Source organism: Bacteroides pyogenes (assembly GCF_014196225.1).
GTDB classification, from domain to species: domain Bacteria; phylum Bacteroidota; class Bacteroidia; order Bacteroidales; family Bacteroidaceae; genus Bacteroides; species Bacteroides pyogenes_A.
Genome location: NZ_JACIDI010000015.1, coordinates 65,632 through 82,652, shown reverse-complemented (window position 1 = coordinate 82,652; position 17,021 = coordinate 65,632). Strand labels below are relative to the sequence as shown.

Annotated in this window: 17 protein-coding genes; 12 read left to right on the top strand and 5 right to left on the bottom strand. The window is 41.6% G+C overall.

Annotated elements, in window-relative coordinates:
• Positions 1-114: 114 nt before the first annotated feature.
• The 3 genes from GGR07_RS10485 to GGR07_RS10475 form a co-directional block, all read right to left on the bottom strand.
• Complete coding sequence (locus tag GGR07_RS10485; protein ID WP_021644443.1) at positions 115-999, bottom strand: carbon-nitrogen hydrolase; 885 nt, start codon at positions 997-999, stop codon at positions 115-117.
• A 24-nt stretch (positions 1,000-1,023) separates the two neighbouring features.
• Positions 1,024-2,139, bottom strand: a complete 1,116-nt coding sequence (locus tag GGR07_RS10480; RefSeq protein WP_034543310.1) for an agmatine deiminase family protein — start codon at positions 2,137-2,139, stop codon at positions 1,024-1,026.
• A 112-nt stretch (positions 2,140-2,251) separates the two neighbouring features.
• Positions 2,252-2,782 (bottom strand): ferredoxin domain-containing protein, encoded by a 531-nt coding sequence (locus GGR07_RS10475; protein ID WP_021644445.1) that lies wholly within the window; start codon positions 2,780-2,782, stop codon positions 2,252-2,254.
• A gap of 85 nt (positions 2,783-2,867) precedes the next feature.
• Between GGR07_RS10475 and GGR07_RS10470 the strand changes: the two genes are divergently transcribed.
• The 5 genes from GGR07_RS10470 to GGR07_RS10450 all read left to right on the top strand — a co-directional run bounded on the left by GGR07_RS10470 (position 2,868) and on the right by GGR07_RS10450 (position 6,572).
• Positions 2,868-3,488, top strand: a complete 621-nt coding sequence (locus GGR07_RS10470) for an ABC transporter ATP-binding protein (RefSeq protein ID WP_034543311.1) — start codon at positions 2,868-2,870, stop codon at positions 3,486-3,488.
• A gap of 16 nt (positions 3,489-3,504) precedes the next feature.
• A complete protein-coding gene (locus GGR07_RS10465; RefSeq protein WP_021644447.1) occupies positions 3,505-4,299 on the top strand; it encodes an ABC transporter permease in 795 nt (264 codons plus the stop codon).
• Positions 4,296-4,571 carry a hypothetical protein gene (locus GGR07_RS10460; RefSeq protein ID WP_021644448.1) on the top strand — a complete coding sequence of 92 codons (276 nt, stop codon included), beginning with the start codon at positions 4,296-4,298 and terminating at the stop codon, positions 4,569-4,571. The genes GGR07_RS10465 and GGR07_RS10460 overlap by 4 nt, the downstream gene beginning before the upstream one ends.
• Positions 4,572-4,647: 76 nt before the next feature.
• Positions 4,648-5,742: a Nif3-like dinuclear metal center hexameric protein gene (locus tag GGR07_RS10455; RefSeq protein ID WP_021644449.1), complete on the top strand. Its 1,095-nt coding sequence runs from the start codon at positions 4,648-4,650 to the stop codon at positions 5,740-5,742.
• A gap of 2 nt (positions 5,743-5,744) precedes the next feature.
• A complete protein-coding gene (locus GGR07_RS10450) occupies positions 5,745-6,572 on the top strand; it encodes a zinc ribbon domain-containing protein (protein ID WP_021644450.1) in 828 nt (275 codons plus the stop codon).
• A 427-nt stretch (positions 6,573-6,999) separates the two neighbouring features.
• Here GGR07_RS10450 and GGR07_RS10445 read toward each other — a convergent pair whose 3' ends face one another.
• A complete protein-coding gene (locus tag GGR07_RS10445) occupies positions 7,000-7,449 on the bottom strand; it encodes a type I restriction enzyme HsdR N-terminal domain-containing protein (RefSeq protein WP_021644451.1) in 450 nt (149 codons plus the stop codon).
• A 63-nt stretch (positions 7,450-7,512) separates the two neighbouring features.
• On the opposite strand from GGR07_RS10445, the gene GGR07_RS10440 reads away from it, so the two are divergent.
• The 5 genes from GGR07_RS10440 to GGR07_RS10420 all read left to right on the top strand — a co-directional run bounded on the left by GGR07_RS10440 (position 7,513) and on the right by GGR07_RS10420 (position 12,765).
• Entirely contained in the window at positions 7,513-8,289 is a 777-nt protein-coding gene (locus GGR07_RS10440; protein ID WP_021644452.1) for an AMP nucleosidase, read from the top strand.
• Positions 8,290-8,315: 26 nt separating this feature from the next.
• Positions 8,316-9,335, top strand: a complete 1,020-nt coding sequence (holA, locus tag GGR07_RS10435) for a DNA polymerase III subunit delta (RefSeq protein WP_034543335.1) — start codon at positions 8,316-8,318, stop codon at positions 9,333-9,335.
• 1,200 nt (positions 9,336-10,535) lie between these two features.
• Positions 10,536-11,012, top strand: a complete 477-nt coding sequence (locus GGR07_RS10430) for a helix-turn-helix domain-containing protein (RefSeq protein ID WP_021644454.1) — start codon at positions 10,536-10,538, stop codon at positions 11,010-11,012.
• A gap of 77 nt (positions 11,013-11,089) precedes the next feature.
• The gene (locus tag GGR07_RS10425) at positions 11,090-11,866 is read left to right on the top strand and encodes a dihydroorotate dehydrogenase electron transfer subunit (protein WP_021644455.1); all 777 of its coding nucleotides are present in this window, start codon (positions 11,090-11,092) and stop codon (positions 11,864-11,866) included.
• Positions 11,854-12,765, top strand: coding sequence for a dihydroorotate dehydrogenase (locus GGR07_RS10420; RefSeq protein ID WP_021644456.1), 912 nt, complete (start codon positions 11,854-11,856; stop codon positions 12,763-12,765). Before GGR07_RS10425 ends, GGR07_RS10420 begins: the two co-directional genes overlap by 13 nt.
• A gap of 490 nt (positions 12,766-13,255) precedes the next feature.
• Here GGR07_RS10420 and trmD read toward each other — a convergent pair whose 3' ends face one another.
• Complete coding sequence (gene trmD, locus GGR07_RS10415) at positions 13,256-13,930, bottom strand: tRNA (guanosine(37)-N1)-methyltransferase TrmD (protein ID WP_034543313.1); 675 nt, start codon at positions 13,928-13,930, stop codon at positions 13,256-13,258.
• 73 nt (positions 13,931-14,003) lie between these two features.
• On the opposite strand from trmD, the gene ligA reads away from it, so the two are divergent.
• Entirely contained in the window at positions 14,004-16,004 is a 2,001-nt protein-coding gene (gene ligA, locus GGR07_RS10410) for an NAD-dependent DNA ligase LigA (protein WP_021644458.1), read from the top strand.
• A gap of 58 nt (positions 16,005-16,062) precedes the next feature.
• Positions 16,063-16,956: a 4-hydroxy-tetrahydrodipicolinate synthase gene (gene dapA / locus GGR07_RS10405; RefSeq protein ID WP_021644459.1), complete on the top strand. Its 894-nt coding sequence runs from the start codon at positions 16,063-16,065 to the stop codon at positions 16,954-16,956.
• The last annotated feature ends 65 nt before the right edge of the window (positions 16,957-17,021 follow it).

The window sequence follows — 17,021 nt, the reverse complement described above, 5'->3', positions numbered from 1 at the left end:
TTTTTTTCAAAGCCCGCCGCCTTTTTTTCAAAGCCCGCCGCCTTTTTTTCAAAGCCCGCCGCCTTTTTTTCAAAGCCCGCCGCCTTTTTTTCAAACGGCAAAAGCTCTCGGGCGTTAATCGATAAACCGCTTCGTCAGCCCTTCGTAAGATTCGATTCGACGGTCGCGGAGGAAAGGCCACCAACGACGCACATTCTCCGAGCGCTCCATGTCTATTTCGACAACCATGTTTTCCGGTTGCTCGTTTCCGGCCTGTGCCAGAACTTCCCCTTGAGGCCCTGCAACGAAACTATTGCCCCAGAACAGGATTCCGTTGGTTTGGCGCGAAGGATCCGGCTCGTGCCCGACACGATTGACCGAAACAACCGGAAGCCCGTTGGCAACGGCATGTCCGCGTTGAGAGATAATCCATGCATCGATCTGGCGTGCTTTCTCTTCGTCGGTGTCGCTGCTTTCCCATCCGATGGCCGTAGGGTAGATTAAAATTTCGGCCCCTTTCAGTGCCATCAGGCGGGCTGCTTCCGGATACCACTGATCCCAGCATACCAATACGCCCAGTTTTCCCAAAGATGTCTGAATCGGTTCGAACCCGATATCTCCCGGAGTGAAATAAAACTTTTCGTAATATGCCGGATCGTCGGGGATGTGCATTTTACGATACTTTCCGGCCATGCTTCCGTCGCTGTCGAACACCACTGCCGTATTGTGGTACAAACCCGGAGCTCGCTTCTCGAAAAGAGAAGTGACGAGAACGATTTTGTGCATAGCCGCCAGCTCGGAGTAAAAGCCGGTGGAAGGGCCGGGGATGGGTTCGGCAAGGTCGAACAAGTCGGTATTCTCCGTCTGGCAGAAATACAGAGAGTTGTGCAGCTCCTGCAATACAACCAGCTCGGCGCCGCGGGCCGCGCATTCTTCTATGTTCTTTGCCAGATTCCTCAGATTAGTCCGTATGTCTTCTGAATTGGATTGTTGAATCAATCCTACTTTTATTTTTCTCATGATGAATAACTGTTTTTTATATGGTCATTTAATCACTCCCTGCGGATATTGCATTGTGACACAGTGCAGAGAACCGTGTTGTTTGATCAGGGCGCCGCAGTCTATGCCCACTATCCGGTGCTTGGGGAATGCTTGCTGCAATACTTCACCCGCTTCCTTGTCGTTTTCCGGCTGATTGTATGTGGGATAAAGCACGGTTCCGTTCAGAATCAGGAAGTTGGCGTACGTGGCAGGGAGCCGTTCACCCTTTTCTTCTATTTTGTCGGCCATAGGCAACGGCAACAGCCGGTAAGGCTCGCCCGCCAATGTGCGGAAAGTTTTCAGCTGTTCTTCCATGGCCTGCAACGCCTCGTAATGTTCGTCTTCGGGGTCGGAGCACTTCACATAGGCAATGGTGTCGGTGGAGCAGAATCGCGCCAGCGTGTCGATGTGACTGTCTGTGTCGTCTCCCGCCAGATACCCGTGATCCAGCCAGAGAATCTGCCGCAGATGGAAAGTCGACTTCAGGTATTCTTCTATCTCCATCCGGTTCATTTGTCCGTTCCGGTTGGGAGAGAGGAGACATTCGGAAGTGGTAAGAAGAGTTCCCATTCCGTCGCTTTCTACAGATCCGCCTTCGAGGACGAATCCGAGACGGTTGACGTAATGCCCGTGCAGCATGCCGGCTTTTACGGCACGGCGTGTGATTTGATTGTCCATATCGCAGGCGAATTTAAGTCCCCAGCCATTGAAGGTAAAGTCGAGCAGGGAAGGAGTGCCTCCGTCTATCATCGTGATCGCGCCGTGGTCGCGTGCCCACGTGTCGTTTGAAGGACATTCCAGAAAGCGGACATTGCTCATGTTTACCTTGCCGGCGATCTGTTTTTTTACTTCTTCCGGTTCGGGAGTCACAATCAGTAGCAATTCGCGTGCGGCAATTTCCCGGGCTATGTGTACGAAGCATTCCTGCACTTCCTCCAACATATAGTTCCAGTCGGTGCCGGCATGCGGCCATGTCAACTGCACGCCGCTTTGCGGATGCCATTCGGCAGGCAGGTGAGGCGATCTCATTTCTACCTGTTCATAGATTGTTTTTCTGAAATCCAGCTGTAATTCTTTTTCCGAACGAATCACAAGAGGATAGCCTACGTTGATTCCCATATTCGTTTTTTAAGTCTTTATTATTTACCCAATGCGAGACCCGGCGCAATTTATCGCCACCTCTTATTTCATCGCTTTCTTTTTGTATCGGCAACAACCGCCGATGTGTTGCTTATCCCTTAGGTTGCCTGTCGAAAAACGGATTCTTCGACGATGCGCTCACCGGAATGGCCATAACCGTTTTGCAGTCTTTCAACCAGTTTAAACGCTGTGCCGCCAGTCCCGCCGAGAACATGACACGGGTATCTGCACGCATATCGGCTGCCATGGCGCATGCCGATCCGATGGCAATGCCCACGTCGATGCTGTTGAGCGCGCAAGGTACGTTTTCCGTACGTCCCGCGCAAGTGGCAAAGCCGCAATGAGCGCAATTCAATCCTTGTGCTTGTTCTTTCGTTCCTATTAACACAATACATTCGGCATTCAATATGTTGTCGGCGTCACGAAGAAAAAATTTCATACCGTGTTCTTCTGTCATTTCTATCATCTTGTCCGATAGTTTTTTAATCTCATCTCCCGTTATCATCGCTGCTTCGATGATATCGACTCCCTTCGCTTTCGGGGCGGTGCGCGCGGCAGTCATCATCTGCCGGGCTATTTGCAGTACGTGTTCGTGCCGGGTGTCCCTTTCGTTGGATATCATGTTTTTATTGAATTAAATAGTGAGGCAAAGATAACGTTTTTCAATAAAATAGTACCTTTGCCGCGTGGAAAGAATTGAAAATGCTATGTTATATATAAATAACGCTTGTATAACTTTGGGCACGGAAGTACTGTTTTCCGGATTTACAATGCGTCTGAAAAAAGGTGAAACGGCATGTATCGCAGGCGAGTCCGGTTGCGGCAAAACATCGCTGTTGAACGCCGTCATGGGCTTTGTCCCTCTGACAGAAGGAACCATTACCGTAGGAGGTACTTTGCTCGATAAGACCACTGTCGACATTATTCGCAGACAGATTGCATGGATACCGCAAGAGTTGGCGCTTCCGTTCGAGTGGGTCAAAGAGATGGCAGCTCTTCCGTTCCGGCTGAAAGTGAACCGCGACGTCCCGTTCTCTGAAGAAAGACTGTTTCGCTATTTCGACGAATTGGGATTGGAACAGGAATTGTATCATAAACGTGTGAACGAAGTTTCCGGCGGTCAACGCCAACGCATCATGCTGGCGGTAGCAGCCATGCTCGATAAACCTTTAATCGTTATCGACGAACCTACATCGGCTTTGGATGCCGGATCGACAGACAGGGTTCTTTCTTTTTTCCGGCGGCAGGCGGAGAGGGGAGCAGCCGTTTTGGCTGTGTCGCACGATAAGGATTTTGCTTCGGGATGTCATTATTTAATCGAATTATAAATCAAAAAACAAGATAGTGGGAACCATCGATATTTCTTATTTCAACTTGTTTACAGGCTTGTTATTGCTCGTCATTCCTTTTTTCTACCTTTGGAAATTTAAAACGGGGTTGTTGAAGCCGGCTGTCATAGGTACGCTGCGAATGATTGTCCAGTTGTTTCTGATCGGGATGTATCTGAAATATCTGTTTCTATGGAACAGTCCCTGGATTAATTTTCTATGGGTAATCGTGATGGTCTTTGTGGCGGGACAGACCGCCTTGGTGCGCACCCGGCTCAAACGGAGCATTTTGTTGATTCCCGTCTCGGTGGGGTTTCTTTGCAGCGTGTTGCTGGTGGGAATGTATTTCATTGTAATTGTACTTCGTCCGGATAATATTTTCGATGCCCAATACTTAATTCCGATTTTCGGTATTCTGATGGGCAATATGCTGTCGAGCAACGTTATTGCGCTGAATACCTATTATAGCGGGTTGAAGCGCGAGCAACAGCTTTACTCTTATCTCTTGGGCAACGGAGCCACTCGTCAGGAAGCGCAGGCGCCGTTTATCAGGCAGGCCATCATCAAATCGTTCAGCCCGTTGATAGCCAATATTGCCGTCATGGGATTGGTGGCTTTGCCCGGAACCATGATCGGACAGATATTGGGGGGAAGCAGTCCGAACGTTGCAATCAAATATCAGATGATGATTATGGTGATAACCTTTACCGCCTCTATGCTGTCGCTGATGATTACCATTTCGCTGGCTTCGCGCAAGTCGTTCGACGCATACGGCAAATTGTTGCAGGTAACCGGTGAGAGTAAAAGATGAATTTGGAAGAACTGATTCTGAAAGAAGTGGCGGAGATTCATCTCCCGGGCTTTTTTGTTACGGTAGACTTCTCGGCGACAGGCTGTGAACCCCCGCGGCATATCGAGGCTTTTTTGAAAGAAAAGCACGAATCCATCCTTCGCGGATCGAACGGGCGTAAGTTTGTATATCAAGAAACGGGCTGGAGGCTGATTTTCACTTTCTTCCCGACCGATCGTGTAGTGGATGAACGCTATGCGATGAAGAACAAGGTTTGGATGAAAAGAAAATGAATCTGATAAAAAACAATAAGAAAATTCTTATTCTTACTTATTTTGAGTATATTTGCACTTAAATTTTCTGGGAATAATGAAAATTAAGGAAATAGTAAGCGCCCTTGAAAGGTTCGCGCCTCTGCCATTGCAAGACGGATTCGATAATGCCGGCCTGCAAATCGGATTGACAGATGCGGAAGCAACAGGGGCTTTGTTGTGTCTTGACGTTACCGAAGCTGTGTTGGACGAAGCTATCGCGTTGGGATACAACCTTGTCATTGCGCACCATCCGCTCATGTTTAAAGGATGCAAGTCCATTACGGGCAAAGACTACGTGGAGCGCTGCATATTGAAAGCGATAAAAAACGATATCGTGGTATATGCTATGCACACCAATCTGGATAATGCGAGAAATGGCGTGAATTTCAAAATAGCCGAAAAGATCGGTTTGAAGAATTTACGTGTATTGGCTCCCAAAGAAAACAGCTTGCTCAAACTGGTTACTTTTGTTCCCGTCGCAGAGGCAGACAAGGTGCGCCGGGCTCTCTTTGCTGCCGGATGCGGAAACATCGGCAATTACGACTCGTGCAGCTACAATTCGGAGGGAGAGGGTACATTCCGGGCAAACGCAGGAGCCCGCCCTTTCTGTGGAGAAATAGGGGAGTTGCATCGTGAATCGGAAGTCCGGATAGAAACGATTCTTCCGGTTTACAAAGAAAGAGAAGCCGTGAAGGCTTTGCTGAACGCCCATCCTTACGAGGAACCGGCTTTCGATCTGTATCCTTTGAAGAATGACTGGAAACAGATGGGAGCAGGGCTTGTAGGCGAGTTGGAAGAACCCGAGACAGAACTCGAGTTTCTGAAACGGATAAAACGGATATTTGAGGTGGAGTGCCTGCGTCACAATAAGTTGTCGGGCAGAGAAATAGAAAAAGTAGCCCTTTGCGGAGGAGCCGGCGCTTTCTTGCTTCCGGAGGCCATTCGTTCGGGAGCGGATGTGTTCATCACCGGAGAAATCAAATATCACGATTATTTCGGACGTGAAGAGGAAATTCTGATGGCGGAAATCGGTCATTACGAAAGCGAACAGTATACAAAAGAAATTTTTTATTCCATAATTCGGGATTTATTTCCTAATTTTGCGCTCCAATTGAGTAAAATAAATACGAATCCTATAAAATACTTATAAAAATGGCTAGAGAAGCGAAAAAAGATCCGAGTGATTTGACGGTGGAACAGAAGCTGAAGACTCTGTTCCAGTTACAGACGATGTTGTCGAAGATTGATGAAATCAAGACTTTGCGGGGTGAACTTCCGTTGGAGGTGCAGGACCTTGAAGACGAAATTGCCGGTTTAAGCACCCGTATCGATAAAATTAAAGCCGAAGCAGAAGAACTGAGATCCGGCATCTCCGGTAAAAAACTGGATATTGAGACGGCAAAGGCTTCTGTAGAAAAGTATAAATCGCAACAAGATAACGTTCGTAACAACCGTGAGTATGACTTCTTGACTAAAGAGATCGAATTTCAGAATCTGGAAATCGAATTGAGCGAAAAAAGAATCAAGGAATTTACTGCGGAAAAAGAAGAGAAAGAAGCTGAAATCGTGAAAAACGAACAGCTACTTGAAGAGCGCAAAAAGGACCTTGATGAGAAGAAAGGCGAGCTGGACGAAATTATCTCCGAGACAAAGCAAGAGGAAGAAAAACTCAGGGATAAGACCAAAGATCTGGAAACTAAAATAGAAGCGCGTTTGCTGCAATCGTTCAAACGCATCCGCAAGAACTCCCGCAACGGATTGGGCATTGTATATGTACAACGCGATGCTTGCGGTGGTTGTTTTAATAAAATTCCGCCTCAGAGGCAATTGGATATCCGTTCTCGTAAGAAAGTGATCGTATGCGAATACTGCGGACGTATCATGATTGACCCGGAATTGGCGGGAATACGGAGTGAAGCGAAGGCGGAATCAGCGCCAACTACTACGAAAAGATCGATCAGAAGAAAATCTGCCGAGTGAAAACAGGCGGTTGGAAGGGATTAAATCAATAATTTTTTAGGAAATATCCCATTTTGTGTAAATAGAAATTTGCAGGATTCAGGTGTTATACTTGAATCCTGTTTTCGAATATAGTAATAATTTGATGGGAACTATCCATTATTTACTACGCGAATCGGTATAACAGATATTTTTTATAAATTATTGCTGAGCGGATTCGCATAGTTTTTTCTCGATTCAGGTTTGTTTTACGCCTATTTTTCTTTTATTTATTTTCCTGAAGCTACTTGTGCTTCCTTATTTGCTGTCCGACAAATTTTCTCGTCATCCGATTATAATTGCTTGTAATCATGTTGATATGATTGTTTTCTGCAAACGGATCTTATCTTATTATAGCATGTTGACTATTATATGATTAGATAGATGTTCTCGGGAATTAATAGTTCTTTTACAATTTATGGTAGTCGGGAATGTCTTTGAGAAAAGTATAAGTCTGATTATTGTAATCCATGAGGCAACAATAATGTTGCATTCCGTTGCTTACTATCAGATAATCGACTTTCAGAACCATGTTGTAGCGGCTGATCTGATCGAATACCGGTTGCGTGATTTCGACATGGGGGGCCTTGTATTCTATAATCATCCGTGCGGAAAGATTTCTCCGGTAAAGTACCGTGTCGCATCGCTTGGTCGTTGCGTTTAATTTCACCATTACTTCGTTGGCAAGGAGAGCTTGCGGATATCCTTTATGGTCGATCAGAAAATGAACGAAATGTTGTCGCACCCATTCTTCCGGAGTAAGAGCCACGTACCGTTTACGTATGGTGTCGAAAATAAAGCTCTTTCCGTTTCTTACGTCGATTTTTGTATCAAATGCTGGTAGGTTTAACGATAACATTTACTATTTTTGTAAGTTAATAATAAGCTCTATTGATTAAAGCTACAAATTTAATAGATAATTATGAAAACGAAAGAAGAAATCGTGGCTAATTGGCTGCCTCGTTACACTAAACGTAAACTGGAGGATTTTGGAGAATATATCCTGTTGACCAATTTCAATAAGTACGTTGAAATATTTGCCGATCAATTTAATGTTCCCATTTTGGGAAGAGATGCTAATATGATTTCCGCTTCTGCCGGAGGGATTACGATAATTAATTTCGGCATGGGAAGTCCCAACGCTGCCATCATCATGGACTTGTTGGGGGCTATTCACCCTAAGGCTTGTCTATTTTTGGGAAAATGTGGAGGAATTGATAAGAAAAATCATATTGGAGATCTGATTCTTCCTATTGCGGCTATTCGTGGTGAGGGAACTTCGAACGACTATTTTCCTCCTGAAGTTCCGGCGTTGCCGGCATTTATGCTTCAGCGTGCCGTTTCTTCGGCTATTCGGGATCATGCTCGTGATTATTGGACGGGAACTGTATACACAACCAATCGCCGTATTTGGGAGCACGACGACTCCTTTAAAGAATACCTCAAGCAAACAAGGGCAATGGCGGTAGACATGGAAACAGCGACTCTGTTCAGTTGCGGGTTTGCCAATCATATTCCTACGGGGGCTTTGCTGCTTGTCTCCGATCAGCCGATGACTCCCGAGGGAGTTAAAACAGATAAAAGCGATAATCTGGTCACTCGAAATTATGTGGAAGAGCATCTCGAAATCGGAGTTGCTTCACTTCGAATGATTATGGGCGAAAAGAAAACCGTGAAACATTTGAAGTATGATTGGTAAGTGGCAAGAAAAAGGAGATTGAATACATGGCGAAACAAGAGTTGACGTGCGACGATATCCTGAAAGAACTGAAAGCCAAACAGTATCGTCCCATTTATTATTTGATGGGAGAAGAGTCGTATTATATCGACCTGATTGCAGATTATATAGCAGAGAACGTGTTGAATGAAACGGAAAAGGAGTTTAACTTAACTGTGATGTACGGTTCGGATGTAGATGTCGCTACCATGATCAATACTGCCAAGCGCTATCCCATGATGTCGGAACATCAAGTAGTAATCGTAAAAGAAGCGCAGTCCATTCGCAATATGGAAGAACTGTCATACTATCTCCAAAAGCCGCTTCATTCTACAATTCTGGTTATTTGCCACAAGCATGGCACGCTCGATCGCAGGAAAAAATTGGCTGTGGAAATAGAGAAAGCGGGTGTTTTATTTGAGTCTAAAAAGTGTAGAGAGGCTCAGCTTCCTGCTTTTATTACTTCGTATATGAAACAGAAGGGCATAGATATGGAGCCTAAAGCCACTTCAATGCTTGCAGATTTCGTTGGTGCTGATTTAAGCCGGCTGACAGGAGAGTTGGAGAAGCTGGTTATTACTTTGCCTGCCGGGAGTAAACGGATTACACCTGAGCAGATAGAAAAAAATATAGGCATCAGTAAGGATTATAATAACTTTGAATTGAAAAGCGCATTGATCGAAAAAGATGTGTTGAAGGCAAACAGAATAATAAAATATTTTGAAGAGAATCCCAAAACTAATCCTATCCAGATGACCCTGTCTTTGCTTTTCAGTTTTTATTCGAATCTGATGTTGGCTTATTATGCGCCGGATAAATCGGAAAATGGAATAGCTGCCATGTTGGGACTGAAAACTCCTTGGCAAGCGCGTGATTACATTGCGGCAATGCACAAATATTCCGGAGTGAAAACCATGAAAATTATTGGAGAGATCAGATATGCGGATGCAAAATCGAAAGGGGTGGAGAATAGTTCGCAGACGGAAGGAGATATACTTCGTGAGTTAGTGTTTAAAATTCTTCACTAAAAAGAATCATTTAATTTTTTCGAATGAGACATATACTTTTACCATGCAACGGTGAAAGTATATGTCTTTTTTGTTTTCAATATTTTGCTTTTGGAAAAATAATGAGAAAGTATTTCTTTTTATTGAAAAATATTGAGCAAAATCATTCTGTTTGTTTCCCTATTCAATGGATTTTTCCTTTATAACGGTTTTTTAATGGTTTGACCTTTTCTCGGATTTTCTATTTGTTTTTATTCTGCAAGGCTTGCCATAAAGCTCTTTTAGCAATGAAAAATATAGATAAACAATGAAATTGAAAACGGTCTGCAATTAAAATCCGATGCTCTGTGTGATAGCTTGATACACTTGCGACAAGTTTCTCTGGAATGAGGCTTTAACTATCACTTTGATAAAAAACCTTTTGGGGAAGAAAACAGAGTCTTTTTTCTATTTCAATCAATTTTATGAATCTAAAAATAGGGTATAATTATTTATAAATCAATAATATAATAAGATTTAGACCTCTCTGGAATCAAATAAAAAAAGATTTCTGCTATCTTCCCCGTAAAAAAGCGCAGGATTTGCACTTATCGGCTTAAATGTAAAAGATAATATTTCTATTCAATAGTTTCCATTTGTGTAAGTTGCTTTTTATTTCCAACTTTTTATTGGTTATGCAACCAATTTTATTCACAAATGAAATAAAATTATTGCAGTCATAATTTATTACTTTTGTGATTCTATTACAAATATATAATAAATCTGTTTTATCTTACTATATACTCCTTTTTTTCTTTTTGTGATATATTATTTTCCAAATGGAAGATCCATGAATTAACTCTACATTTTTTAGTATACAACATATTGTATACCAAATATATTATAGATATTATATAGATGATAAGTTTATATATAGGAGTTTAATTGGGAGTACAAATGTGAATGGATTGTTTGTTGTTTCATTTGTTAGTTTTATTTATTTGATTATTAGATATATATGTATTTATATTAAATCTTTGAATTATTCTATTTTAGTTTGTTTTAGAGCTTTATTAGGAAATAATATATTTTAATCACCTTTCTCTTTACATTTGTGTTCTATCAGAGTTATAAATGTAATTTTGCCGTTTCTGAAAATATTTGTACTTTTGTATATTACAAGGGGTGAAATATATTTTTGTGAAATAATTCATGGAAGTTATTTAATTGAACGGAAAAAGTATGGAAATAAAAGATCGAATTAAAATAATAATGGAAAAGGAGAATTTAGCTCCTCGGGTATTTGCTGAAAATATAGGTATACAGCAATCTACTCTTTCTCATATTTTAAATGACCGGAACAAACCGAGTCTGGAGGTTGTGATGAAGGTGCATCAGGCATACAACTATGTCAATTTGGAATGGCTACTTTATGGCAAGGGTGAGATGATGGCTTCTCCTGAAGACTCTTCTATGGAAACTCCCGGCGGAAGAAAAGATTATCAGCGTTCTTTATTCGATGAGAATACGATAAATCCGTGCGGAGATTCACTTGCTCAGGAAAATCGCAAGGAAATGCCATTAGAAAACCCTAAAATTACTCATAAAAATATTGTAAAACAGGAAGTTAAGTATGTAGAAAAACCGATCAGAAAGATTACTGAAATAAGAATTTTTTTCGATGATAATACATACGAAATCTTTAAACCTGAAAAATAATAAGTAAAATCGCTCGATTGAGTAAAATCCTCTATCTTTGCACACGGAAACACGAATTCATACTTTTATATCCATACATGAAAAAATTTATATTAGATCTGACAGTGACCGAGAATGTCAGACTGAATGACAATTATGTATTGTTGAAATTAACATCTCAGTCTCTACTGCCCGAAATGTTGCCCGGCCAATTTGCTGAACTCAGAGTTGATGGTTCACCCGCAACTTTTTTACGTCGCCCTATCTCTATTAATTTTGTCGATAAAGAGCGAAATGAAGTCTGGTTCTTAATCCAGTTGGTTGGAGAAGGAACAAGGCATTTAGCACGGTTAAATACGGGAGATATACTCAATGTTATTCTTCCATTAGGGAATACTTTTACAATGCCTCAGAAGCCTTCTGATAAGCTTCTGCTGATTGGCGGAGGGGTTGGTACGGCTCCCATGCTCTATTTAGGTGAACAATTGGCCGAAAAGGGGCATAAACCCAATTTTCTCTTGGGGGCATGCAGCCGGAAAGATCTTTTGCAACTGGAAGAGTTTGCCAAATATGGCGAGGTGTATACCACTACAGAAGATGGAAGTTATGGAGAAAAAGGGTATGTAACACAACATTCTATATTAAATAAGATAGAATTTGAAAAAATTTACACATGCGGACCCAAACCCATGATGATAGCAGTTGCAAAATACGCCAAAAATAAGCGAATAGATTGCGAGGTATCACTGGAAAATACAATGGCATGCGGGATCGGAGCCTGCTTATGCTGTGTAGAGAATACGACAGAAGGACATTTATGTGTATGTACGGAAGGTCCTGTTTTTAATATAAATAAACTATTATGGCAGATTTAAATGTAAATATTGGGGAATTGAAAATGAAGAGTCCGGTAATGACTGCATCCGGTACGTTTGGATATGGTGAAGAGTTCACGGATTTTATTGATATTGCGCGAATAGGAGGTATCGTTGTAAAAGGCACTACCCTTCACAAGCGTGAAGGAAACCTTTATCCACGTATGGCAGAAACCCCTTCAGGCATGTTAAACGCTGTAGGACTGCAGAATAAGGGGGTAGATTACTTTGTTCAACACATATATCCTCGTATTAAGAACACACAAACCAATATAATTGTAAATGTATCCGGATCGGCCATTGAAGATTATGTGAAAACAGCGGAAATTCTCAATGAACTTGACAAGATTCCTGCTATTGAATTAAACATATCTTGTCCTAATGTGAAGCAAGGAGGTATGTCTTTTGGTGTGTCAGCAAAAGCAGCTTCTGAAGTTGTAAAAGCAGTGCGTTCTGCTTACAAAAAGACATTAATAGTAAAACTCTCTCCGAACGTAACAGATATTACTGAAATTGCCCGCGCAGCAGAAGAAACTGGTGCTGATAGTGTGTCATTAATTAATACATTATTGGGTATGGCTATTGATGCGGAGCGTAAACGCCCTGTTTTATCGACTATAACAGGAGGATTGTCAGGGCCAGCTGTAAAACCTATCGCTTTACGAATGGTTTGGCAAGTCTTCAATTCGGTAAATATTCCTGTCATTGGGATGGGTGGGATTATGGATTGGAAAGACGCTGTAGAATTTATGCTTGCCGGTGCTTCAGCTATTCAAATTGGTACAGCAAATTTTGTGGATCCGAGAGTGACAATCCAAGTGGAGGATGGTATAAATAATTACTTGGATAGACATGGATATAACTCAGTAAAAGATATTATTGGTGCGCTTGAGTTATGATTGAAAACAGATGATGGCTATTCGCTTATTTTTTTAATCATAATGTAAATTTGTGCTTCCTTGCTCTTTTTAATTTTATGGTGTAAAAACAGCTCATTATTCAATAAATAAGGGGAGAATCCTTTTGAAAGATTCCATCCTTTATTTATTGAATATTATTTGCTCAGATAGAAAATTGCCTGTAAAAAAGCATCTATTTTTAATGGATTAGGACTATAAATATTTACATTTGGTTCACGGCTATTTTGCACATTATGGTTAATGTTTCTATTACATTTATCATTTATAATTCCATTAAAATTCAGCAAATGCTCTTTTCTGGAAATTTAGCAGGCGTTTTATTAAGGCTCAGCGGAATATTGGGAGCTTCGCATAAATCATGGAGAACCTGAATAGTTTGTCACTCCTCTTAATGATGTCTGGGAAGTTTTTATTGGCATTGAAGAATTTCTCAAAGGCATTCGTGATCGATTCACAAATAATTATATATTTATTTTAATAAGTCAGGACGAAGCCTTTTAGTACGTTCTAAAGACTGCTGCAATTCCCACTCTTTAATTTTGGCTTCGTGACCGGATAATAGGATGTCGGGTACTTTCCAACCTTTATAATCTGCCGGGCGGGTATATACGGGCGCCGCCAGCAAGTTATCCTGAAAAGAATCCGAAAGAGCAGATTGTTCGTCAGAAATTACACCGGGAATGATACGTACAATAGCGTCTGTCATCACAGCTGCGGCCAGTTCGCCGCCGGTCAAAACATAGTCTCCTATGCTTATCTCTTTAGTAATCAAATGTTCACGAATCCGGTAATCGATACCTTTAAAATGCCCGCACAAGATAATAAGATTTTCCACTAAAGACAAACTGTTGGCCATGGACTGATTGAACTGCTCTCCGTCAGGTGTTGCAAAAATCACTTCATTATAGTTACGTTTTGCTTTCAGAGCGTTAATACATCTTTCGATAGGTTCAATCTTCATCACCATTCCAGCAAATCCTCCGAATGGATAATCGTCTACCCGTCGATATTTATCTTCAGTGTAGTCGCGAAGATTGTGGATTTTAATCTCTGCAAGTCCTTTATCTTGAGACCGTTTCATAATCGAACAATTGAAGAAACCTTCAATCATCTCGGGTAATACGGTTATAATATCGATACGCATATTCTTTATTTTTCCACAAAAATACAAATAATCAAAGATAAACCTGTATTTTTGCTTAAACAATCAAAGAAATATGGATATCAAGGATAAGATAGAAGAACTGCGTACCGAACTTCATCGGCACAACTATAATTATTATGTATTAAATGCTCCAGAGATTTCTGACAAGGAGTTTGACGATAAGATGCATGCTCTCCAGGAACTGGAAGAAGCCCATCCGGAATATATGGACGCAACTTCACCTACCATGCGCGTGGGGAGCGATATCAATAAGAATTTTACGCAAGTATTTCACAAATACCCGATGCTGTCGTTAGCAAACACTTATTCGGAAGCGGAAGTCGCTGATTTCTACGAACGTGTCCGGAAGACATTGAATGAAGATTTTGAGATTTGCTGTGAAATGAAGTATGACGGCACTTCTATTTCTTTGACTTATGAAGATGGGAGACTGGTTTGCGCCGTGACTCGTGGAGATGGGGAAAAAGGAGACGATGTGACCGATAATGTAAAAACAATACGTTCTGTTCCTCTGGTGCTGCATGGCGGTCATTATCCCTCATCGTTTGAAATCCGTGGTGAGATTTTGATGCCTTGGGCCGTATTTGAAGAATTGAATCGCGAAAAAGAAGCACGGGAAGAACCGTTGTTTGCCAATCCGAGAAATGCTGCTTCGGGAACATTAAAACTGCAGAATTCTTCGATTGTAGCGGCACGGAAGCTGGATGCTTATCTTTATTATCTATTAGGAGACAATTTGCCTTGCGACGGACATTATGAGAATCTTCAGAAAGTGGCGGAGTGGGGTTTTAAGATTTCTGATCTGACAAGGAAATGCCACACTTTGCAGGAAGTATTCGACTTTATCAAATATTGGGATGTAGAACGCAAGAACTTACCGGTGGCCACGGATGGAATCGTCTTAAAGGTAAACAGCCTGAGGCAGCAGAAAAATTTGGGTTTCACAGCAAAATCTCCCCGATGGGCCATTGCTTATAAATTTCAGGCAGAGCGTGCATTGACGCGTCTCGTCAAGGTTACTTATCAGGTAGGCAGAACGGGAACAGTAACTCCGGTTGCCAACCTCGAACCTGTGCAGCTTTCCGGCACAATCGTAAGACGTGCTTCATTGCATAATGCGGATATTATCGAAGGGCTTGATCTGCATATCGGAGATATGGTGTACGTGGAAAAAGGAGGAGAAATCATTCCTAAAATCACGGGTGTAGATACAGATTCGCGCAGTTTTATGTCGGGAGAAAAAGTAAAGTTTATCACTTGTTGCCCCGAATGTGGAAGTAAGTTGACGAGGTATGAAGGCGAAGCGGCCCATTATTGTCCGAATGAAACAATGTGTCCTCCTCAGATTAAAGGAAAAATAGAGCATTTTATCAGTCGAAAGGCGATGAATATAGATGGTTTAGGTCCCGAAACTGTAGATTTACTATATCGATTGGGATTGATTGGGAATGCGGCGGATTTATACGATCTTACAGTGGAAAAGATTAAGGGGTTGGATCGCATGGGGGAGAAGTCTGCGGAGAATATCATTGCCGGAATTGCACAGAGTAAGAAAGTTCCTTTCGAACGAGTGATCTTTGCATTGGGAATTCGATTTGTAGGTGAAACGGTAGCAAAGAAAATTGCAAGAGCTTTTAAGGATATTGATGAGTTGCGTCAAGCTACTTTCGAAAAATTGATAAGTATCGATGAAATCGGGGAAAAAATAGCCAAAAGCATTTTATTGTACTTTACAAATGAAGAAAATTGCCAGCTGATCGAACGTTTGAAATCATCCAGATTGCAATTGTATCGCATAGAAAAGCATCTTAGTGAGTACACGGACAAACTGGCTGGAAAATCTATTGTTATCAGTGGGGTGTTTATACACCATTCACGTGATGAGTATAAAGAGTTGATTGAAAAGAATGGTGGGAAAAATGTGGGAAGTATTTCGGGAAAAACAAGTTTTGTTCTTGCCGGGGAGAATATGGGATCGACAAAATTGGAAAAAGCGAATAAAATGGGGGTAGCTATTTTAAGTGAAGATGATTTTCTGAAACTAATTTCGTGAGTTATGAAAATATTCATACTTTTGCGACTAAGATTATTAGAGATTATAATTAGACTTCATGATACAGACTAAATTGAAAGGAATGGGGGTAGCACTGATTACTCCTTTCAAAGAGGATGATAGTATTGACTATGACGCCCTCATGCGTATGGTAGATTATTTATTGCAGAATAATGCTGATTTCCTGTGCGTCCTTGGAACTACGGCCGAGACTCCGACATTGACCGAAAAAGAAAAAAAGACAATCAAGAAAAAGGTTGTCGACCGCGTGAATGGAAGAGTGCCGATTCTGCTGGGCGTAGGCGGCAATGATACCCGTGCCGTGGTAGAAGCATTAAAGAATGATGACTATACAGGAGTCGACGCTATATTGTCTGTCGTACCTTATTATAACAAACCTTCACAAGAAGGTATTTATCAACATTACAAAGCGATATCAGAGGCTACCGATCTTCCCGTTGTTTTGTACAATGTCCCGGGCCGTACAGGTGTTAATATGACAGCCGAAACGACTTTACGCATCGCTCGTGATTTTGAAAATGTGATCGCTATTAAGGAAGCTTCAGGAAATATTACTCAAATGGATGATATCATCAAAAATAAGCCTGATAACTTCGATGTAATTTCTGGCGATGATGGTATTACTTTTCCGTTAATAACACTCGGCGCAGTTGGAGTAATTTCAGTAATAGGTAATGCTTTCCCACGTGAATTTAGTCGTATGACACGATTGGCACTTCAAGGAGACTTCGCTAACGCTTTGACGATTCATCACAAATTCACGGAGCTATTCAGCTTGTTATTTGTAGATGGAAATCCTGCAGGGGTGAAATCAATGTTGAATGCAATGGGGATGATTGAAAATAAACTCCGATTACCATTGGTTCCTACGCGGATTACTACATTTGAGGCTATACGCAAAGTTTTAAACGAATTAAATATCAAATGTTGATGGCTATATTGTGATTCTCTTTTTATTTGCGCATAATTAACATTGAAAAGAGTAGAAAAGCAAAG